This is a genomic window from Streptomyces sp. NPDC016459, assembly GCF_040632845.1.
Lineage (GTDB): Bacteria > Actinomycetota > Actinomycetes > Streptomycetales > Streptomycetaceae > Streptomyces.
This window is the reverse complement of the sequence record NZ_JBEYCR010000002.1, coordinates 246,636-262,648: the sequence shown is the minus strand read 5'-3', so window position 1 is coordinate 262,648 and position 16,013 is coordinate 246,636. Positions and strand designations below refer to the sequence as shown.

General features: G+C 73.1%; 9 protein-coding genes and 1 pseudogene. 2 read left to right on the top strand and 8 right to left on the bottom strand.

The genetic code is table 11. The annotated features are described in order from the left end of the window. The first annotated feature begins 31 nt into the window (after positions 1-31). The gene (locus tag ABZ567_RS06825) at positions 32-1,375 is read left to right on the top strand and encodes a PspC domain-containing protein (RefSeq protein ID WP_360785430.1); all 1,344 of its coding nucleotides are present in this window, start codon (positions 32-34) and stop codon (positions 1,373-1,375) included. Between the two features lie 156 nt (positions 1,376-1,531). On the opposite strand, the gene ABZ567_RS06820 is transcribed toward ABZ567_RS06825, so the two are convergent. From ABZ567_RS06820 to guaA, 4 genes and pseudogenes are all read right to left on the bottom strand, one after another. Then, positions 1,532-2,038: a DoxX family protein gene (locus tag ABZ567_RS06820; protein ID WP_360786493.1), complete on the bottom strand. Its 507-nt coding sequence runs from the start codon at positions 2,036-2,038 to the stop codon at positions 1,532-1,534. 304 nt (positions 2,039-2,342) lie between these two features. Beyond that, on the bottom strand, positions 2,343-3,584 hold the full coding sequence (locus tag ABZ567_RS06815; protein ID WP_360785428.1) for a hypothetical protein: 1,242 nt from the start codon (positions 3,582-3,584) through the stop codon (positions 2,343-2,345). 267 nt (positions 3,585-3,851) lie between these two features. Beyond that, positions 3,852-3,986, bottom strand: a pseudogene (locus tag ABZ567_RS06810) (class II aldolase/adducin family protein); the annotation flags it as partial. A gap of 152 nt (positions 3,987-4,138) precedes the next feature. Further along, on the bottom strand, positions 4,139-5,740 hold the full coding sequence (gene guaA, locus ABZ567_RS06805) for a glutamine-hydrolyzing GMP synthase (protein ID WP_360785426.1): 1,602 nt from the start codon (positions 5,738-5,740) through the stop codon (positions 4,139-4,141). A 322-nt stretch (positions 5,741-6,062) separates the two neighbouring features. On the opposite strand from guaA, the gene ABZ567_RS06800 reads away from it, so the two are divergent. After that, positions 6,063-6,389, top strand: a complete 327-nt coding sequence (locus tag ABZ567_RS06800; protein ID WP_360785424.1) for a chorismate mutase — start codon at positions 6,063-6,065, stop codon at positions 6,387-6,389. A 646-nt stretch (positions 6,390-7,035) separates the two neighbouring features. Here ABZ567_RS06800 and ABZ567_RS06795 read toward each other — a convergent pair. The 4 genes from ABZ567_RS06795 to ABZ567_RS06780 form a co-directional block, all read right to left on the bottom strand. Further along, a complete protein-coding gene (locus ABZ567_RS06795; protein ID WP_360785422.1) occupies positions 7,036-8,859 on the bottom strand; it encodes a GMC family oxidoreductase in 1,824 nt (607 codons plus the stop codon). Positions 8,860-8,898: 39 nt separating this feature from the next. Next, a complete protein-coding gene (locus tag ABZ567_RS06790; RefSeq protein ID WP_360785421.1) occupies positions 8,899-10,563 on the bottom strand; it encodes a succinic semialdehyde dehydrogenase in 1,665 nt (554 codons plus the stop codon). 153 nt (positions 10,564-10,716) lie between these two features. After that, the gene (locus ABZ567_RS06785; protein ID WP_360785419.1) at positions 10,717-12,528 is read right to left on the bottom strand and encodes a protein kinase; all 1,812 of its coding nucleotides are present in this window, start codon (positions 12,526-12,528) and stop codon (positions 10,717-10,719) included. 179 nt (positions 12,529-12,707) lie between these two features. Next, complete coding sequence (locus ABZ567_RS06780) at positions 12,708-15,920, bottom strand: protein kinase (RefSeq protein WP_360785417.1); 3,213 nt, start codon at positions 15,918-15,920, stop codon at positions 12,708-12,710. Positions 15,921-16,013 lie beyond the last annotated feature (93 nt).

The window sequence follows — 16,013 nt, the reverse complement described above, 5'->3', positions numbered from 1 at the left end:
GCTCGGCGTCACGGGCCGTCACCATGGAGGCATGACGAGTTCGATGCCTTCGCAGCACGAGGCCCCGCCGACGGCGGAGGCCGTCACCGCCACGCCACTGCGGCGCTCGCGCGGCAGCAAGGTCGTGGGCGGTGTCTGCGGCGGTCTCGGCCGGCACTTCGACCTCGATCCGGTGATCTTCCGGGTCGCGGTGGGCGTGCTGACGGTGCCGGGCGGTCTCGGGCTGATCTTCTACGGCTTCGCCTGGCTGCTGATCCCGCTCGCGGGCGAGGAGAGCGAGGGGCGCAGGCTGCTGACCGGCCGGGTGTCGGGTGTCTCCCTCGCGGCGGTGCTGATGGCCCTGGTGGGCTGCGGGATCTTCCTGTCGATGCTGCACAGCGGGTCCATGCTGGGGTCGGCCCTGCTGGTGTCGTTCGCGGTGGGCGCGGCGGCGGTCTGGTCACGGCGCCGGCAGGTGGGCGCGGTGGAGCCCGAGGGCCGGGTGGAGTCGGCCGCGGCCGCCCTCGTGGTCGCCGAGGCCCCGCCCGAGACCAAGGCGCCGCCGCTGGTCGAGTTCCCCTCGTGGTGGAAGGACCCGATAGTCAAGGACGGCTCGACGGGCAAGGTGGCCGTCGGTTACCTGTGGGGGCCGCACGGCATCCTGGACGACGACGGCCGGGTGGGCGGCGAGGTGCCGAAGCCCGGCAGCCAGTGGGGTCCCGGCCCCTGCGCCCCCGGGCGCCCCAAGCCCTCGGTGCGACGGAGCCCGCTCTCCATAGGCGGTCTCGTGTACCTGCTGGCCCTGGTCGCCGCCGTGGTCGGCACCTCGATGTCCTGGGGGACCGAGCCGCTCGGCACGAGCCTGCAGACCGGTCTGGTCGCCGCGCTCGCGGTGTTCGGTCTCGGCCTGGTCGTCAGCAGTTTCCTCGGCAGGACCGGGTTCGGCACGATCTTCCACACCGTGCTCACGGCGGGCCTGCTCGCGCTGGCCACGGCCCTGCCCGACCGGATCTCCACGGAGTGGGTCCGCTCGACATGGGAGCCGACGTCCGTCACCGCCGTGCAGCCCCGCTACGAGGTGGGCACCGGGGTCGGCACGCTCGATCTGTCCCGGCTCCCGGTCCCGGCCGGCACGACCGTCACGACGGCGGCCGAGGTGGGTGCCGGACAGCTCAGGGTGATCGTCCCGGAGAACGCGGTGGTGAAGCTGCACGCCGAGGTGGGACTCGGTGATCTGCAGCTGCCCGGCCAGCCGCCCAACGACATCGACATCGCGCCCGACCGCGACGAGACCCGCACGATCAACCCGCCGGCCGGAACCATCCCGGCGGGCACCCTGGACCTCTCGCTGGAGGTCGGCATCGGACAGGTGGAGGTCACCCGTGCTGCTTCATGAGTTCCGCCCCGGCAGGCTGCTCGTCGGCCTCACCGCCCTCGCCCTGGCCGCCGTGTACGCGGGGGACGCCGCCGGGAGCTGGACGACCCCGTGGTACGTGGTGATCCCGGTGCTCTGCGGCGGTCTCGGGACGGCCGGCCTCGCGAGCTGGGTCGCCTATCGCATACGACGCCGTTCGGCGAGGAGCCGGTCCAGCGAGAGCACGGACGCCCCGGCAAGCAGCAGCGGAAGCCAGGCCATCAGATAGGCGAGGTCGTTGCCGAGGTAGTACGGCTGCACCTGCCAGCTCACGGTCAGCCAGAGGCTCAGCGAGATCAGCGCGCCCCCGAGCGCCGCCAGGCGCGCGAAGAGACCGAGCAGGGTTGCGATCCCGACGGCGAGCTCCCCGAGCGAGATGGCGTAGCCGAAGCCGGTGGGGTTCCTGAGGGCGACGTCGACCAGGGCGGGGACGGCCGAGGTGTCCCGGACGCCGCGCATCGTCTCGCCGAGGGAGCCGCTGCCGGTGTCGGCCAGGAAGGCGGAGTCGGTGAGCTTGTCCAGCCCGGCGTAGACGAAGGTGATGCCGAGGAAGAGCCGGAGCGGAAGGAGGGCGTGACGGGAGGCGACCGCCTTCCACCGATCGAGGGCGCTCCTCCGTCCGGCGAGGCGGGTGCCTCCCCGCACCGGACGGCCGACGGCATCCGTGTCCCCCGAGCCAAGACCCACACGGTCCGGACCGCCACCACCAGCGCCGTCCGGACTGCCACCACCAGCGCCGTCCGGACTGCCACCGCCCGAGCCGTCCGGGCCACCGCCGCCCGAGCCGTCCGGGCCGCCACCGCCCGAGCCGTCCGAGCCGTCACCCGTGTCGTTCGCCCGGTTCGCCTGTCCCGTCATCGCCGACCACCTCTCCCTGCCCCGTAGGGCTGCTCGCGCAACGATTCTCCTCGTACCTGCGCTTCGGGGATACGGGAAGAGGGCCGGGCGCTCAGTCCACGACGTCGATGGTGACCCGGTTGGTCTCGACGCCCGCCGCGGTCACGACCGAGACCTCCACGCGGCCGGGTTCCACGTCCGCGGGGAGGGGGACGGTCAGGGCGGTGTCGGTGGGGTTGGCGAAGCCGCCGGGGACCGGGACCAGCGGCACGTGGGCGTGGACCGGGCCGATGCGGACCACGAGCCGGGTCAGCGGGTCGGGGGCGCCGGCGCCGGGCGGGACGAAGCCGCAGCCGCGGATCTCGATGTCGTCGCCGGTGCGGATCGGGGCGTCGAGGTCGCCCGCCTCACGGGACCGGACCACGGAGTGGATCGTGGGGCGGACGCCCTCGGTGCACTTGGCGGCGAGGTGCCAGGCCGCCGAGACGCCGATGAGGAGCACGAGGGACCAGGGCACCTCGGGGAGCCCGGTGGGGTGGCGGCCGAGTGCGACAACCGTCAGGACCAGGACGGCACCGGAGACGAGGAGGTACTGGACGTCGGCGAGGCTCGCCCTGCCGCCGTCGTCGCAGAGCAGGTCGGCGGCGCGCGGGCGGTCGGCGGGGACCTTCTGGAGACGGCGGGCCGCGATGCGCACCGAGACGACGAGGCGGGCGGTGACGGCGACGGCCGACACCAGGGCGAGGACGGTCAGCAGACCGGCGCCCCGGGCCAGGCCGAAGGCGACCGCGTCGGGCGTCAGCAGGGACACGCCCGCCAGGAAGAGGAGGGTGTAGCCGAGGAGGAGGAGCCAGACGGCGGCGACGGCCCGGGTGGTGGAGAGCCGGTTGTCCTCACCGGTCAGGGGGGCGAGGAGGCCGCCGCGGGAGCGGTGGGCGTGGGCGGCGGCGCTGAAGAGAAGGGCGAGGAGCAGGGCGGTGCAGAGGCCGGCCGTGCGGGTGGCGGTCCAGCCGGTCCCGATCGCGGTGAGGGCCTGGCCGAGGAGGAGGGCGAGGACAGCGCCCCAGGCGGCGCCGAGACCCCCGCGCCGTACCCGGTCGAGCCAGGCCGCGTCGGCCCCCCGGCCGCGTACGGTCACGGCGCGGGCGGACTGGGCGAGCTCGTCGGAGACCCACTGGCGGGCGGCGACCGGGGAGTGGGCGACCGCTGCGGGGACGCCGTGTCCGGCGGCGAGTTCGTCGCGCCGGGCGAGGAAGGCCGCGACGGCGCGCCGGTGGCCGGCCCGTCCGCAGTGGGCGCAGCCGGTACAGGCCGTCGCGTGCTCGCCGTACTGTCTCGCGTCTTGAACCGCCACGGTGCTCACTTCCCGAGCTCGTTTGCCGAACTCACTCGCCGGGCTCGCTTGCCGAGCTCACTTCACGGCGCGTACCGGTGCGGCCCGGAGGTCAACCAGCCGTCGACTCAACGGAATTGTGTCGCACCGGCGGCTTCCGCGCCTCCCGCGTGCGCCCCTCCGGAGAGTGATTGCCGCGTCATCCCATTGACGTACAGAAGGGTGAAGCGATGGTGTGACGACAGGAGGTCGGGCTCCGCGTGGCCGATCCTGCGCGCAGTCGGGGTGCTCGGGGTCGCGGTCGGTGATGTGGCCCGAGACGCCCTCCTCGTACCCGAGCCGTCCGAAGAGCCTGAGGGCGCCCGCGAGCCGCTGCCTGCGGTGGACGCGTCCCTCATCGGCCGTCGCGTGGACGGGCGGCATGGCGTAGCGGAGCCGGTCGAGGGGGACGGGATCGGGTATCCGCTCATGCGCCGGAAGGTAACGCCCGGCCGGGCGATTCACCAGAGCCCGGACACGACGAAGCCGCCGCCCCGGAGTACCGGGGCGGCGGCCTCAGGCGCCTGCGGGAGCGACTACTCCCACTCGATGGTGCCCGGCGGCTTGCTGGTGACGTCGAGGACGACACGGTTGACGTCCGCGACCTCGTTGGTGATGCGGGTGGAGATCTTGGCGAGCACGTCGTACGGCAGCCGCGACCAGTCGGCCGTCATGGCGTCCTCGGAGGAGACGGGGCGCAGCACGATCGGGTGGCCGTAGGTGCGGCCGTCGCCCTGGACGCCCACGGAGCGGACGTCGGCGAGGAGGACGACCGGGCACTGCCAGATCTCGCGGTCGAGGCCGGCCGCCGTGAGCTCCTCGCGGGCGATGGCGTCGGCCTCGCGCAGCAGGTCCAGGCGCTCCTTGGTGACCTCGCCGACGATGCGGATGCCGAGGCCGGGGCCGGGGAACGGCTGGCGCTGGACGATCTCCTCGGGCAGGCCGAGCTCCTGGCCGACCATGCGGACCTCGTCCTTGAAGAGCTGGCGCAGCGGCTCGACGAGCTCGAACTCCAGGTCCTCGGGGAGGCCGCCCACGTTGTGGTGGGACTTGATGTTGGCGGTGCCGGTGCCGCCGCCGGACTCGACGATGTCCGGGTAGAGCGTGCCCTGGACGAGGAAGGCGACGTCCTCACCGGTGCCCGCCGACTCGGCGACGATCTCGGCCTGGGCCTGCTCGAAGACGCGGATGAACTCGCGGCCGATGATCTTCCGCTTGGTCTCGGGGTCGGAGACCCCGGCGAGGGCGGCCAGGAAGCGCTCCTGCGCGTCGACGACCTTCAGCTGGACGCCGGTGGCGGCGACGAAGTCCTTCTCGACCTGCTCGGTCTCATCCTTGCGCATCAGACCGTGGTCGACGTACACACAGGTGAGCTGCGAGCCGATGGCCTTCTGCACGAGCGCGGCGGCCACGGCGGAGTCGACGCCGCCGGAGAGACCGCAGATCGCGCGCTTCTTCCCGACCTGGGCGCGGATGGCCGCGACCTGCTCCTCGATCACGTTGCCCGTGGTCCAGTTCGGCTCGATGCCGGCGCCGCGGTAGAGGAAGTGCTCCAGGATCTGCTGGCCGTGCGTGGAGTGCAGTACCTCGGGGTGGTACTGGACGCCGTACAGCTTCTTCTCGTCGTTCTCGAAGGCGGCGACCGGCACGACGTCGGTGGACGCGGTGACGGAGAAGCCCTCGGGGGCGGCGGAGCAGGCGTCGCCGTGGGACATCCACACGGACTGCTCGACCGGGGTGCCCTCGAAGAGGGTGGAGCCGGCCCTGGAGACGTGCAGCTGGGTCCGGCCGTACTCGCGGGCGCCGGTGTTGTCGACGGTGCCGCCGAGGGTCGTCGCCATCAGCTGGAAGCCGTAGCACATGCCGAAGACGGGGACGCCCGCCTCGAAGATCGCGCGGTCGAGCCGGGGGGCGCCCTCCGCGTACACGGAGGACGGGCCGCCGGAGAGGATGATCGCCTTCGGGTTCTTGGCCAGCATCTCGGCCACCGGCATGGTGGACGGGACGATCTCGCTGTAGACCCGGGCCTCACGGACACGGCGGGCGATGAGCTGGGCGTACTGGGCGCCGAAGTCGACAACGAGGACTACGTCCGGGTTGGAGACGTCGGGCGCGGCAGCGGGAGTCGCTGATGACACTACGGCGGCCTTCCGGCGGTAGGGAGGGTCCCCCGACAGGGGGTTATTTGTCGATTCTACCGGCGCGCCGGTAGAAGCTGTTCGTCTCACCATCCGAACCCCGTGTGGCTCCGGCTCGGCCGCGGGGTTCATACTGTCGCCATGCGCACGCTCACGACCTTCGTCTTTACCTATGGCAACCGGCCCACCGGCTGCCATGGTCGTGCTGCTTGAGCAACTGACAAGCGACTTCCCAGGCGCCCCGGGCCGACAAGGCCCGGGGCGTTCTGCTGTTTCCGGGCCGGATCGGTCCGGGGCGTCCGACACCACGAGGAGCCCCGCCATGACCGCCATCACCCCCATGACCGCCATGACCGCCCCGATCGTGCTGACCGCGACCGAGAGGACCGGCGCCCGCACCGACGAGGCGGCGGCGCTGATCGGCGACTCGCGTGAGCGCATCGACGCGCTCGACGACCGGATCATCGGACTGATCCAGGAACGGATGGCCGTCTCGGCCGTGATCCAGGAGGCCCGGATCTCCTCCGGCGGCCGCCGGGTGAACCTGGCGCGCGAGATGGAGGTGCTCGGCCACTACCGGGATGCGCTGGGAAAGCCGGGCACGGCGCTGGCGATGACGATGCTGGAGCTGTGCCGGGGGCGCGTCTGAGTGGGTGCCCGTATCCGAGTGGGTGCCCGCATCTGAGTTCGGGCCCGCTCTCACCCGTACGGCGCGTGACCGGCTCCGGCGCGGCTTCGTTGGTCCGGGTGTCCGTGCCAGCCAGGGGCGGGCCCGTAAGAAACCACGCGTGGCTTCGCTGGGGCGTGTGGCGTACTCCGGTACGTCGTGGGACCTCGCACCAGCGCTTGTGACCGGGCAGCAGGGGACAGCGGCCCGGTCACCCATCAAGTGCGGTCGGTCCCGGGGACGCCCGGGCCCGACCGCAACGGCCGACCCCTCGATCCTCCCGTCCTCTCCACCTCCCGGTCCCCTTCGTTCCCTCCCCCACGCGGCGCGACCCCCCGGCGCCGCCCCGTTCGGCACCGCCGCTGCCCTGACACCGGTGCCGACCCCAAGGGCCCCGTGCCGTCGCGAGCGGAATCGCGGGCACGGGGCTCTTGCCTGCGCGGACCACCCCGAACGGAATGTGACGCGCGTCACACAAAGTTCCTGTGCAATCGCTACAACCAATCCCGTCGGTCACGGGTCATCTATGCGGCAACACCAAAAAGCTGGTTGGGGCGCTGCACTCGGAGGGGGGTGCAGCGCCCTTTCCTGTGCTTGGGCCCGGCCGTCTCCTACGGTGCCCGCCGCCTCACACGCTCTTCGGCGGGACCGTCGGCAGGCCGAGGAACGGCAGCCGCAGGGCGCCGAAGGCCTCGGCCGGGACAGCGGGGGACTTCGGCTCGACCGCCATGAGCCGTACGTACGCCTCGCCCTGCGGTGGCCGGGTGTCCTCCTCGCCCTTGTTGGGCCAGAAGGACATGGCCCGCTCGGCCTGCGCGGTGATCGTCAGGGACGGGTTGACGCCGAGGTTGGCGGAGACGGCCGCCCCGTCGACGACGGAGATCCCCGGGTGGCCGTAGAGCCGGTGGTACGGGTCGATGACGCCGGACTCAGCGTCGGCGCCGATCGGGCAGCCGCCCAGGAAGTGGGCGGTGAGCGGGGTGCCCATGAGTTCGCCGATGTTGGAGCCGGCGAAGCCGTTGATCTCCTCGGCGAGGAGGGTGGCGGCCCGGGTGGCCTCCGGGATCTGGACGGGGTTGGGCGCCCCGTGCCCCTGGCGGGCGGTGAGCAGGCCCTTTCCGAGCCCGCCGGGCTTGCGGTAGGTCGTCAGGGAGTTGTCGAGGGACTGCATGACCAGGCCGATGATGGTCCGCTCCGACCAGTGCCAGTTGGAGAGGGAGCGGGCGGCGAGCGCGGGGTGCCTGACCAGGTTGAGGAACCAGTTGCGTACCCGGTGGGCCCCGTAGGGCACCTGGAGGACGGTCAGGCTGCCCATCGAGTTGGAGCCCCTGCCGTACCGCACCGGCTCGATGTGGGTGTGGGCGTCGGGGTGGATCGAGGAGGTGATGGCGACGCCCCGGGTGAAGTCGGGCTTCTCCTTGCCGAAGGCGCTGCCGAACTTCTTGCGATAGCGACGGTCGGTGGTCTGGGCGCCGACGAGACCCTCGGAGTTGGTGCGCGTGAGTTCCCCGAGCCGGGGCGAGATCCGGGGCAGCAGTCCGCTGTCCTTCATCCGGTGCAGCAGGGTCTGGGTGCCGTACGTGCCGGCCGCGATCACCACCCGGCGGGCGGTGAACGTCCGCCCCCTGCCCTTCCTGCGCTGGTCGGTGGGCAGGGTCTTGACGGCGAAGCCGCCCCGGGAGTCCTCGGTGACGGCGACGACCGTGGTCATGGGGTGGACGGCGGCACCCGCCTTCTCGGCGAGGTGGAGGTAGTTCTCGTTGAGGGTGTTCTTGGCGCCGTGGCGACATCCGGTCATGCACTCGCCGCACTCGCTGCACGCGCGCCGGGTCGGGCCCGCGCCGCCGAAGTAGGGGTCGGCGACCTCCCCGCCGGGCTTCGCCCTCGCCGTACCGTCCGCGTCCTGCCCGTCCCCGAAGAAGACGCCGACCGGGGCCATGTGGAAGGTGTCGCCGATGCCCATGGACTGCGCGGTGGACTTCAGGTGGACGTCCGAGGGAGTCATCGTCGGATTGAGGCGGACTCCGAGCATCCGCTTCGCCTGGTCGTAGTACGGCCGCAGCTCGTCCTGCCAGTCCGTGATGTCCTTCCACTGCGGGTCGTCGAAGAACGGTTTCAGCGGTTCGTAGAGGGTGTTGGCGTAGTTGAGGGAGCCGCCGCCGACGCCGGCGCCCGCGAGCACCATGACGTTGCCGAGCAGGTGGATGCGCTGGATGCCGTAGAGACCGAGCGCGGGGGCCCACAGGAAGTTCTTCACGTCCCAGGAGTTCTTCGGCAGCGTCGCGCGGGTGAAGCGGCGCCCGGCCTCGAGGACGCCGACCCGGTAACCCTTCTCGGTGAGACGGAGGGCCGTGACCGAACCGCCGAAGCCGGAGCCGACGACGAGGACGTCGTAGTCGTACGCGGCGTCCTGCGTCTGCTCCTGATTTTGGGTAGGGGGTACCGCGGTCATGGCTCTCCTCGTACGAAAAGGTGTGAAAAGGAAAGGGCGTCAGCGCAGGCGCAGGGCCTTCATCGCCTTCAGGGACACGCTCATGAACGCGGCGTACTTCTCGTCGTCCATCCCGAAGGAGGGCGCGAGCGGGATGAGCCGTTGCTGGGCGACGGTCTGGGCCTCGGTGTACTTGAGGATGCCCTCGGAGCCGTGGCGTCGGCCGAGCCCGGAGTCCTTCATGCCGCCCATCGGGGACTGCACGCTGCCGTAGGCGGGGGCGTACCCCTCGTTGATGTTGACGGTGCCGGTGCGCAGGCGGGCCGCGACGGCGTGGCCCCGGCGCGAGTCCTTCGTCCAGACGGACGAGTTCAGGCCGTACGGAGTGGCGTTGGCGAGGGCGATGACCTCGTCCTCGTCACGGAAGCGGTAGATCGAGACGACCGGGCCGAATGTCTCCTCGGTGCAGACCGCCATCGGCGCCTCGACGCCGTCGAGGATGGTCGGCTCGTAGAACAGGGGGCCGATGTCGGGGCGTGCGACGCCGCCGGCGACGAGCGTGGCGCCCTTGGCGACGGCCTCCTCGACGTGCTTCGTGACCGTCTCCAGCTGCCGTTCGCCGACGAGGGAGCCCATGTCGGCCCCGTACGCGAGGGAGCTCCCGAGCCGCATGGCCTTGGTACGGGCGGCGAAACGGGCGAGGAAGTCGTCGGCGACCGACTCGTGCACGTACAGGCGCTCGATGGAGATGCAGAGCTGGCCGGCGGAGGAGAAGCAGGCGCGGACGGCGCCGGCGGCGGCCTTCTCGACGTCGGCGTCCTCGAGGACGAGCATCGCGTTCTTGCCGCCGAGTTCGAGGGAGACGCCGACGAGCCGGGCGGCGGCGCCCTTGGCGACCTCGCGGCCGGTGCGGGTGGAGCCGGTGAAGGAGACGTAGTCGGCGTGCCGGACGACCTCGGGGCCCACGACCGGGCCCTCGCCGAGGACGACCTGGAAGACCTCGGCGGGGAGTCCGGCCTCGATCAGCAGGTCACGAGCCCACAGCGCGGTCAGCGCGGTCTCCGTGTCGGGCTTCATGACGACGGCGTTGCCCGAGACAAAGGCGGGGAGCGCGTCGCCGACGGAGAGTTCGAGCGGGTAGTTCCAGGGGGCGATCTGGCCGACGACCCCGCGCGGCTGGCGCAGCTCGGTGACCTTGGTGAGGGCCGGGACGACTCCCGTGTGGCGACGGGGACGCAGGTACGAGGAGGCCTTGCGGCCGTAGTGGCGGGCGGCGACGGCCACCGCCTGCACCTCCTCGTGGGCGTGCAGGCGCGCCTTGCCCGTCTCCAGCTGGATGAGGTCGAGGACCTCGGACTGGCGCTGGAGGACGAGGTCGTGGAAGCGGAGGAGGACGGCGGCGCGGCTTCTGACCGGGGTGGCGGCCCAGGCGGCCTGGGCGACACGGGCGCGCGTGAAGGCCTCGGCGACGTCCCCAGGGGTGGACTCGGGCAGGTCCGTCAGCTTCTCCCCGGTGAACGGGGTGTGGTTGGCGGTGCGGCCGGAGCCGACGACACCCCGGACGAGCCGGGCGACCACCTCGGGCGTCACGACGTCGGCGGCGGTACGCGCGCCGGCGGGCGCGGGCGCGACCGGGTTGGTGGCACCGGCGGGCGCGGCCGGTCCGGCCTTCGCTGCGGGGGCGTCGGGAACCGAGAGGGCGGCGGGGGCCTGCGAGTCCGTCATGAGGGCGAGCGTAAGCGGCGTGCCGCCCTTTGGGTACCCGTCGGTAACGCGTTTTCACCGGGCGCGCACATCGCGCCAGCGATCACTGGCACATAAGCCCTGATCAGGGGCTTACGTCTGACGGAAGCCCTCCCCGGAGATTTCCCCGAGGGCTCAGTCGCCCGGCGCCCGCCAGTGCTGGAGCACGATGTCGAACTGCTCGCGGGTGGTCTCCCAGCTCGACTCCGGCGAGGACATGTAGAGGGCGTACTCCGTGCCGTCGTCCTCGTAGTACATGAGGTCGATCGCGTGCCGCGGCCCGGGGAAGTCCTTCCTCTCGGTCCAGGTGAACTCCCACTGGGCGGAGCGGACCTGGTCGCGGTAGGTGACCTGGCCGAGCCTGACCCGGGTGTAGTCCATCCGGTTCTCCAGGACGCGCTCCAGGTCGAGCGCGTGCATGTACGGGTTCTCGAAATCGGGGCTCGGGTCGATGCTGATCCGGATGCGGTGGCGGCCGTTGTCCGGCGTGTAGTCGATCTGGTCGCCCTCCGTCTGCCGCTTCCAGCCGTCCGGTACGAGGAGGCTGAAACCGGCCGGGTCGTCGACGCGGTGCCAGCCGGGCGGCACGTCGTGCGCTGCACCCTGGGTGGCGGAGGCGGGGCCGGTGGTCGCCGTCCGCCCGCCGTCGCCCACGCCGTGCCGGTCGCCGTCCGCGTAGTTCATCGCGGCGAAGACGGCACCGCCCGCGACGAGCCCGGCGAGCAGGGCGGCGAGGACGGCGGTACGCCAGCGGCCCCGGGCGGGTGCCGGGGAGGACGGCACCGGGGTGGGGTGGGTTCCGTGTGACTGGTGGGCCCCGGGCGACTGGTGGGTCTGATGGGGCTGATGGGTCTGATGGGACTGGTGCGGCTGGTGGGGCCATTGCGCGGTCGTACCGGGGGTCGACGGCCTCGTCCCGCCCGGGGCCGACAACCGTGTCGTGCCCGGGGAAGGCGGCCGGGAGGCGGGACCCGTCGGGTGCGCCCCGCCGGCCTCCACCCCCGGATCGACCGGGTCGGCTCCGAAGGGGGAGCCGGGCCGGTCGCCCCCCGTGTCCAGCGGCTCCCTGCCCACGCGCTGCGTCGGCACGTACGCCTGCGCCGCCTCCGGCGTACGCCCCTCCATCGCGTCGAGCAGCATCCGCTCGGCCTCGTCGGCGCGCGGACGGTGCGCCGGGTCCTTGCGCAGCAGGGCCACGATGACGGGCGCCAGCGGACCCGCCTTCCCCGGATGCGGTGGCTCCTCGGTCACCACGGCCTGCATGGTGCTGATCGGGGAGGTGCGGCGGAACGGCGACGTGCCCTCCACCGCCGTGTACAGGGTCGCGCCGAGGGACCAGAGGTCGGAGGCGGGGCCCGGGTCGCCGCCCCTTACCCGCTCGGGCGCCAGATAGTCGATGGAGCCGACGAGTTCACCGGTACGGGTGATCGTCGAGTCCCCCTCGATCGCCGCGATCCCGAAGTCGGTGATCAGGACGCGCCCGTCGCGCGCGAGGAGCACGTTGCCCGGCTTGACGTCCCTGTGCAGCACCCCGGCCGCGTGCGCGGCGCGCAGCGCGCCAAGGACGTGCAGCCCGATCCTGGCGGCCTCGCGGGGCTCGATCGGGCCCGCCTCCTTGGCGGCGTCGGCGAGCGAGGGCCCGTCGACGTACTGCATCACGATCCACGGCCGGTCGTCGTGCTCCAGGACGTCGTGGACGGTCACCACACCCGGGTGCGTGATCCGCGCGGCGGCCCGTGCCTCCTTCTGCGTACGGGCGTGCAGGACGAGCCGGTCGGCCTCCGCCACGAACCGGCCCGCCGTCAACTCCTTGACGGCCACCACGCGGTGCAGCACCTCGTCGTGGGCGCGCCAGACCTTGCCCATGCCGCCGCGCCCGATGGACTCGCCCAACCGGTAGCGACCGGCCAGCAACAGCCCCGATCCTGTGCTCTGAGAATGTTCCACTTGCCCCCGCCCGTTCCTTCGGATGCCAGGTTACGGAGGGGGGCACGGGCGGCGGAACCTCGGGGCGCTCATAGGAACAGCACTGTGACCGGGGGCTGGTGGCGTTCCGTCGCTCGGACCGGCGCCCCGGCCGGGCCTCCGCGCCTGCTCCGCCGAGGCTCGACCCCTGCTCGGCCGGTTCAGCGCCCCGGCCGGAACGCCTTGGTGGCCTCCCCGAAGATCTCCGAGACCTTGTCGCGCTCACTGTCGGGGCCGATGACGAGCACGACGTAGTACCGCCCGCCGTCGATCCGGGCGAGATTGCGCACGAACACCTCGCGGCCCGTGCCGTCCAGCCAGACGTACTGGCCCTCGGCCGTCGGAGTCCGCCCGATGTCCACCCGCCGGGCCTTCTCCACCCGCGACCAGCTCGACGTCCGCCACGGCTCCAGTTCGCGTTCCCGCGTGCTCTGGTACTCCAGCGGATCGGAGCCGTTGTCACGGACGCTGTCCCGGCCGGGCACCACGATCATCGTGAAGTCGCCGCCGACGAAGCGCACTTGCCCGGCGTCGTTGATCGGGTTGCGTCGCCATCCGTTCGGCACCCCGATCCGGAACCCCTCCGGGTCCTGGCTCAGCGCGTACCCGGCGGCCAACGCGGGAGCCGAGGGGTCCGCGGCGGGCGGGGTGGTGCGCGGCGCGGCGGACGGCGACGCCGTGCTCGCGGACGGACGGCTCGTCGGCTTCGGCGCGGTGGTGGCCGGCGTCCGGCCGGCCCCGGTGGTCGCCCCAGTGGTCGGTCCGGTGGGCGTCTCCCCCTCGCCGGGCAGGAAGAGGACGGCGTACGCGACGGCGCCGCCGAGCAGGAGGAGGACGAGGAGCAGGAGCGTACGGCCGAGGGCGCGCGGGGAGCCGGGGGGCCGGGAGGACGACGGACGCGGGCCGCGGGGCGACTGGGGGGCGCGCTGCGGAATCTCCTCGGGGAACGACTCCTGATACGGCTCATGGAACGGTTCGCGGGAGGACTCGCGTGCGGACTCGCGGAACTCCCCACGGACGTCGGCCGGTACGGGGCCGGGGCCACGCTCGTGCGGGTGAGCGTCCTCGCGGTGGGCCGGACGCGGGTCCTTGCCGCGCTTGTGGCGGTGGCGGCCCGCCCCCGCTCCCCCGCGCCGGCGGCGCACCAGCTCGCCGCGTCGGCGCAGGATCGGCAGCCGCTTCCCGTCGAAGGACGGCGGCGGTACGACTCCGGCACCGGCCTCCGGCTCCGGCGCCGAACGCACGAGGGAACGCAGCCAGCCGCGCAGCTCCTCGAAGTCGGGCCGCTCCGTCGGGTCCTGGCGCAGCAGCGACTCCACGACCGGGCGGAGGGGACCGCACTCCTCGGCGAAGGCGGGCGGTTCGGCGCAGACCAGCTGGACGAGCTCGGCGGCGCTGTCCTCGGGGTAGGGGGCGTGGCCCTGGACGGCCCGGTAGAGGAGCGCGCCGAGCGCCCACAGGTCGGTGGCGGGCCCGATCGGCGGGGCCAGCCGCCAGTTCTCGTGGACGGGCCCGGCCTGCTCGGGCGCCCAGCGCTCGGTGACGGCGCCGACGACCGCGATACGGGTCTGGCGGGCCCGCTCGGCGGCGAGCCGGGTCGTGGGGCCGCGGTCGGGCTGCGCGGGGACGGTGGCACGAGCGGTGACCGGAGCTTCCTCCCGGCCGCCGACGGTGACCGGGAGCCGCGCGGGGTCGGGTGTCGCCGCCCGGTACCCGGCGGGCAGCGCCGGACGGCCCGAACCGGGCAGCACGGGACCGCGGTCGCGACCCGAACCACCACCGCCCCCGGCGGGGATGGGCCCTGAAGCGTCCCGGGACGCGTGCGGGCCGTCGCTCCAGCTGCCGGCCAGCATCACCCGCGGCGGCGGGTCCGCCTGTGGGCCACCCCCGTACGGCTCCTCGCCGTCGTCCTCGTCGTCCTCGTCCGCCACCCGCGCCCACCACTGCGGCTCGGGCGCGCCGGCCGCCTGCGCGGTCGGTGCGGGGGGCGGCTCGGGCGGCTCCGGGGGCGCGGGGCGCTGGACGGGGAGCGCCCCGGTCTCACTTAGCCTGGCCGCAGCGCGGGCGCCAGCCCGGTAGGCGGCGATGGCCCCGGCCCGTGCGGCCCGCACGTCGGCGGTGGGCGGCGCGGCGGCGGGCTGCGTCTCGGAGGTGGGGGACGTCTCGGCGGTGTGCGGCACGGACCGCCCGTAGGGGTCGGCACCGTAGGGGGGCTCGCTGTCGCCTGCCCGGAGACCGTCGGGCTCGGGCGCGTCGGGGTCGGGGTGGGCGTCGCCGGGGCCGGCGGGGTCGGGGTCGTACGCGTCGGGACCGTACGAGTCGGCGGCGTAGGTGTCGGGCCCGTACGACTCGGGGCCGTAGATGTCGGGACCATACGACTCGGGGCCGTAGGTGTCGGGGCGGTACGACTCGGCCGGGGAGGCGTCCGGGCCGTAGGTGTCCGGACCGTACGTGTCACGGCCATACGCGTCACGGCCGTACGACTCGGCTGCGTAGGTGTCCGGGCCGTAGGTATCGGGGCCTGAGGGCTCAGGGGCGTAGGACTCGGGGGCGTAGGACTCGGGGTGGTACGCATCAGGACCGTGCGTATCAGGACCGTGCGCGTCGTCCAGGTCGTACGTGTCAGGGCCGTACGGCTCGGCGGGGTAGGCGTCCGGGCCGTACGTGTCGACGCCGTGGCCGTAGTCCTGGTCCTCCCCCGGTACCTCGGTCTCGTCCGCCCCGTAGGCGATCCGCTCGTCCGTCGTATGCGGCCCCGGCTCCGCTCCCTGGTCCTCCGGCACCGGCGCGTACCCGCAGAGCGCCTCCTCCGCGGCGCCTACCGCGAGGCCCGTGAGGACCACACGGCCGTCGTCGCAGACGAGTACGGTCCGGGAGGTGATGTTCCGGTGGACCCAGCCGTGGGCGTGGAGCGCGCGCAGGGCGGTGAGGACGTCGGCGCCGATCTCGGCGGCACGGTAGGGGTTCAGGGGACGCTCGGCGAGGAGCGCGGACAGCGGTCTGGCCGCCACGCGTTCGCTCACTATCCACAGCGAGCCAGCCTCCGCGAAGACATCGAAGACCTGGTCGAGGAGAGGGTGGTCGGGGATCTGCGCGGCGGCCTGGGCCGCCTCGATCGCCCGGCGGACGACGGGCTCGGCCGGACGGCGGGTCGCCCGCCCCCCGCCGCCGCCGTGGGGACCTGCCCGGTCGCCCTCGTCGTCGACCACCTCGGCGTCGACGAACTCCGGCAGCGGCACCTGGCGGACCAGGACCTCCTGCCCGCTGTACGTGTCGAAGGCGCGCGTCTCGGTCGGGTCGTACACGTCCGCGCCCGCCGGTGGCACCGGCAGGCGGTAGCGGTCCGCGAGCACCCTTCCCGCGTAGTCGTCCATGACGCCTCCCCACGCGCGCACACTGTCCCGCGTGGGCCCGCGGATCCCTCAGGATCGGGCGGGATCACGCGAGTCCGACAATTCCGGTCCGGC

Coding starts and splice junctions, on each gene's coding strand:
- ABZ567_RS06825 (WP_360785430.1), top strand. CDS start 32: ATGACGAGTTCGATGCCTTCGCAGCACGAGGCCCCGCCGACGGCGGAG.
- ABZ567_RS06800 (WP_360785424.1), top strand. CDS start 6,063: ATGACCGCCATCACCCCCATGACCGCCATGACCGCCCCGATCGTGCTG.
- ABZ567_RS06795 (WP_360785422.1), bottom strand. CDS start 8,859: ATGACCGCGGTACCCCCTACCCAAAATCAGGAGCAGACGCAGGACGCC.
- ABZ567_RS06790 (WP_360785421.1), bottom strand. CDS start 10,563: ATGACGGACTCGCAGGCCCCCGCCGCCCTCTCGGTTCCCGACGCCCCC.
- ABZ567_RS06780 (WP_360785417.1), bottom strand. CDS start 15,920: ATGGACGACTACGCGGGAAGGGTGCTCGCGGACCGCTACCGCCTGCCG.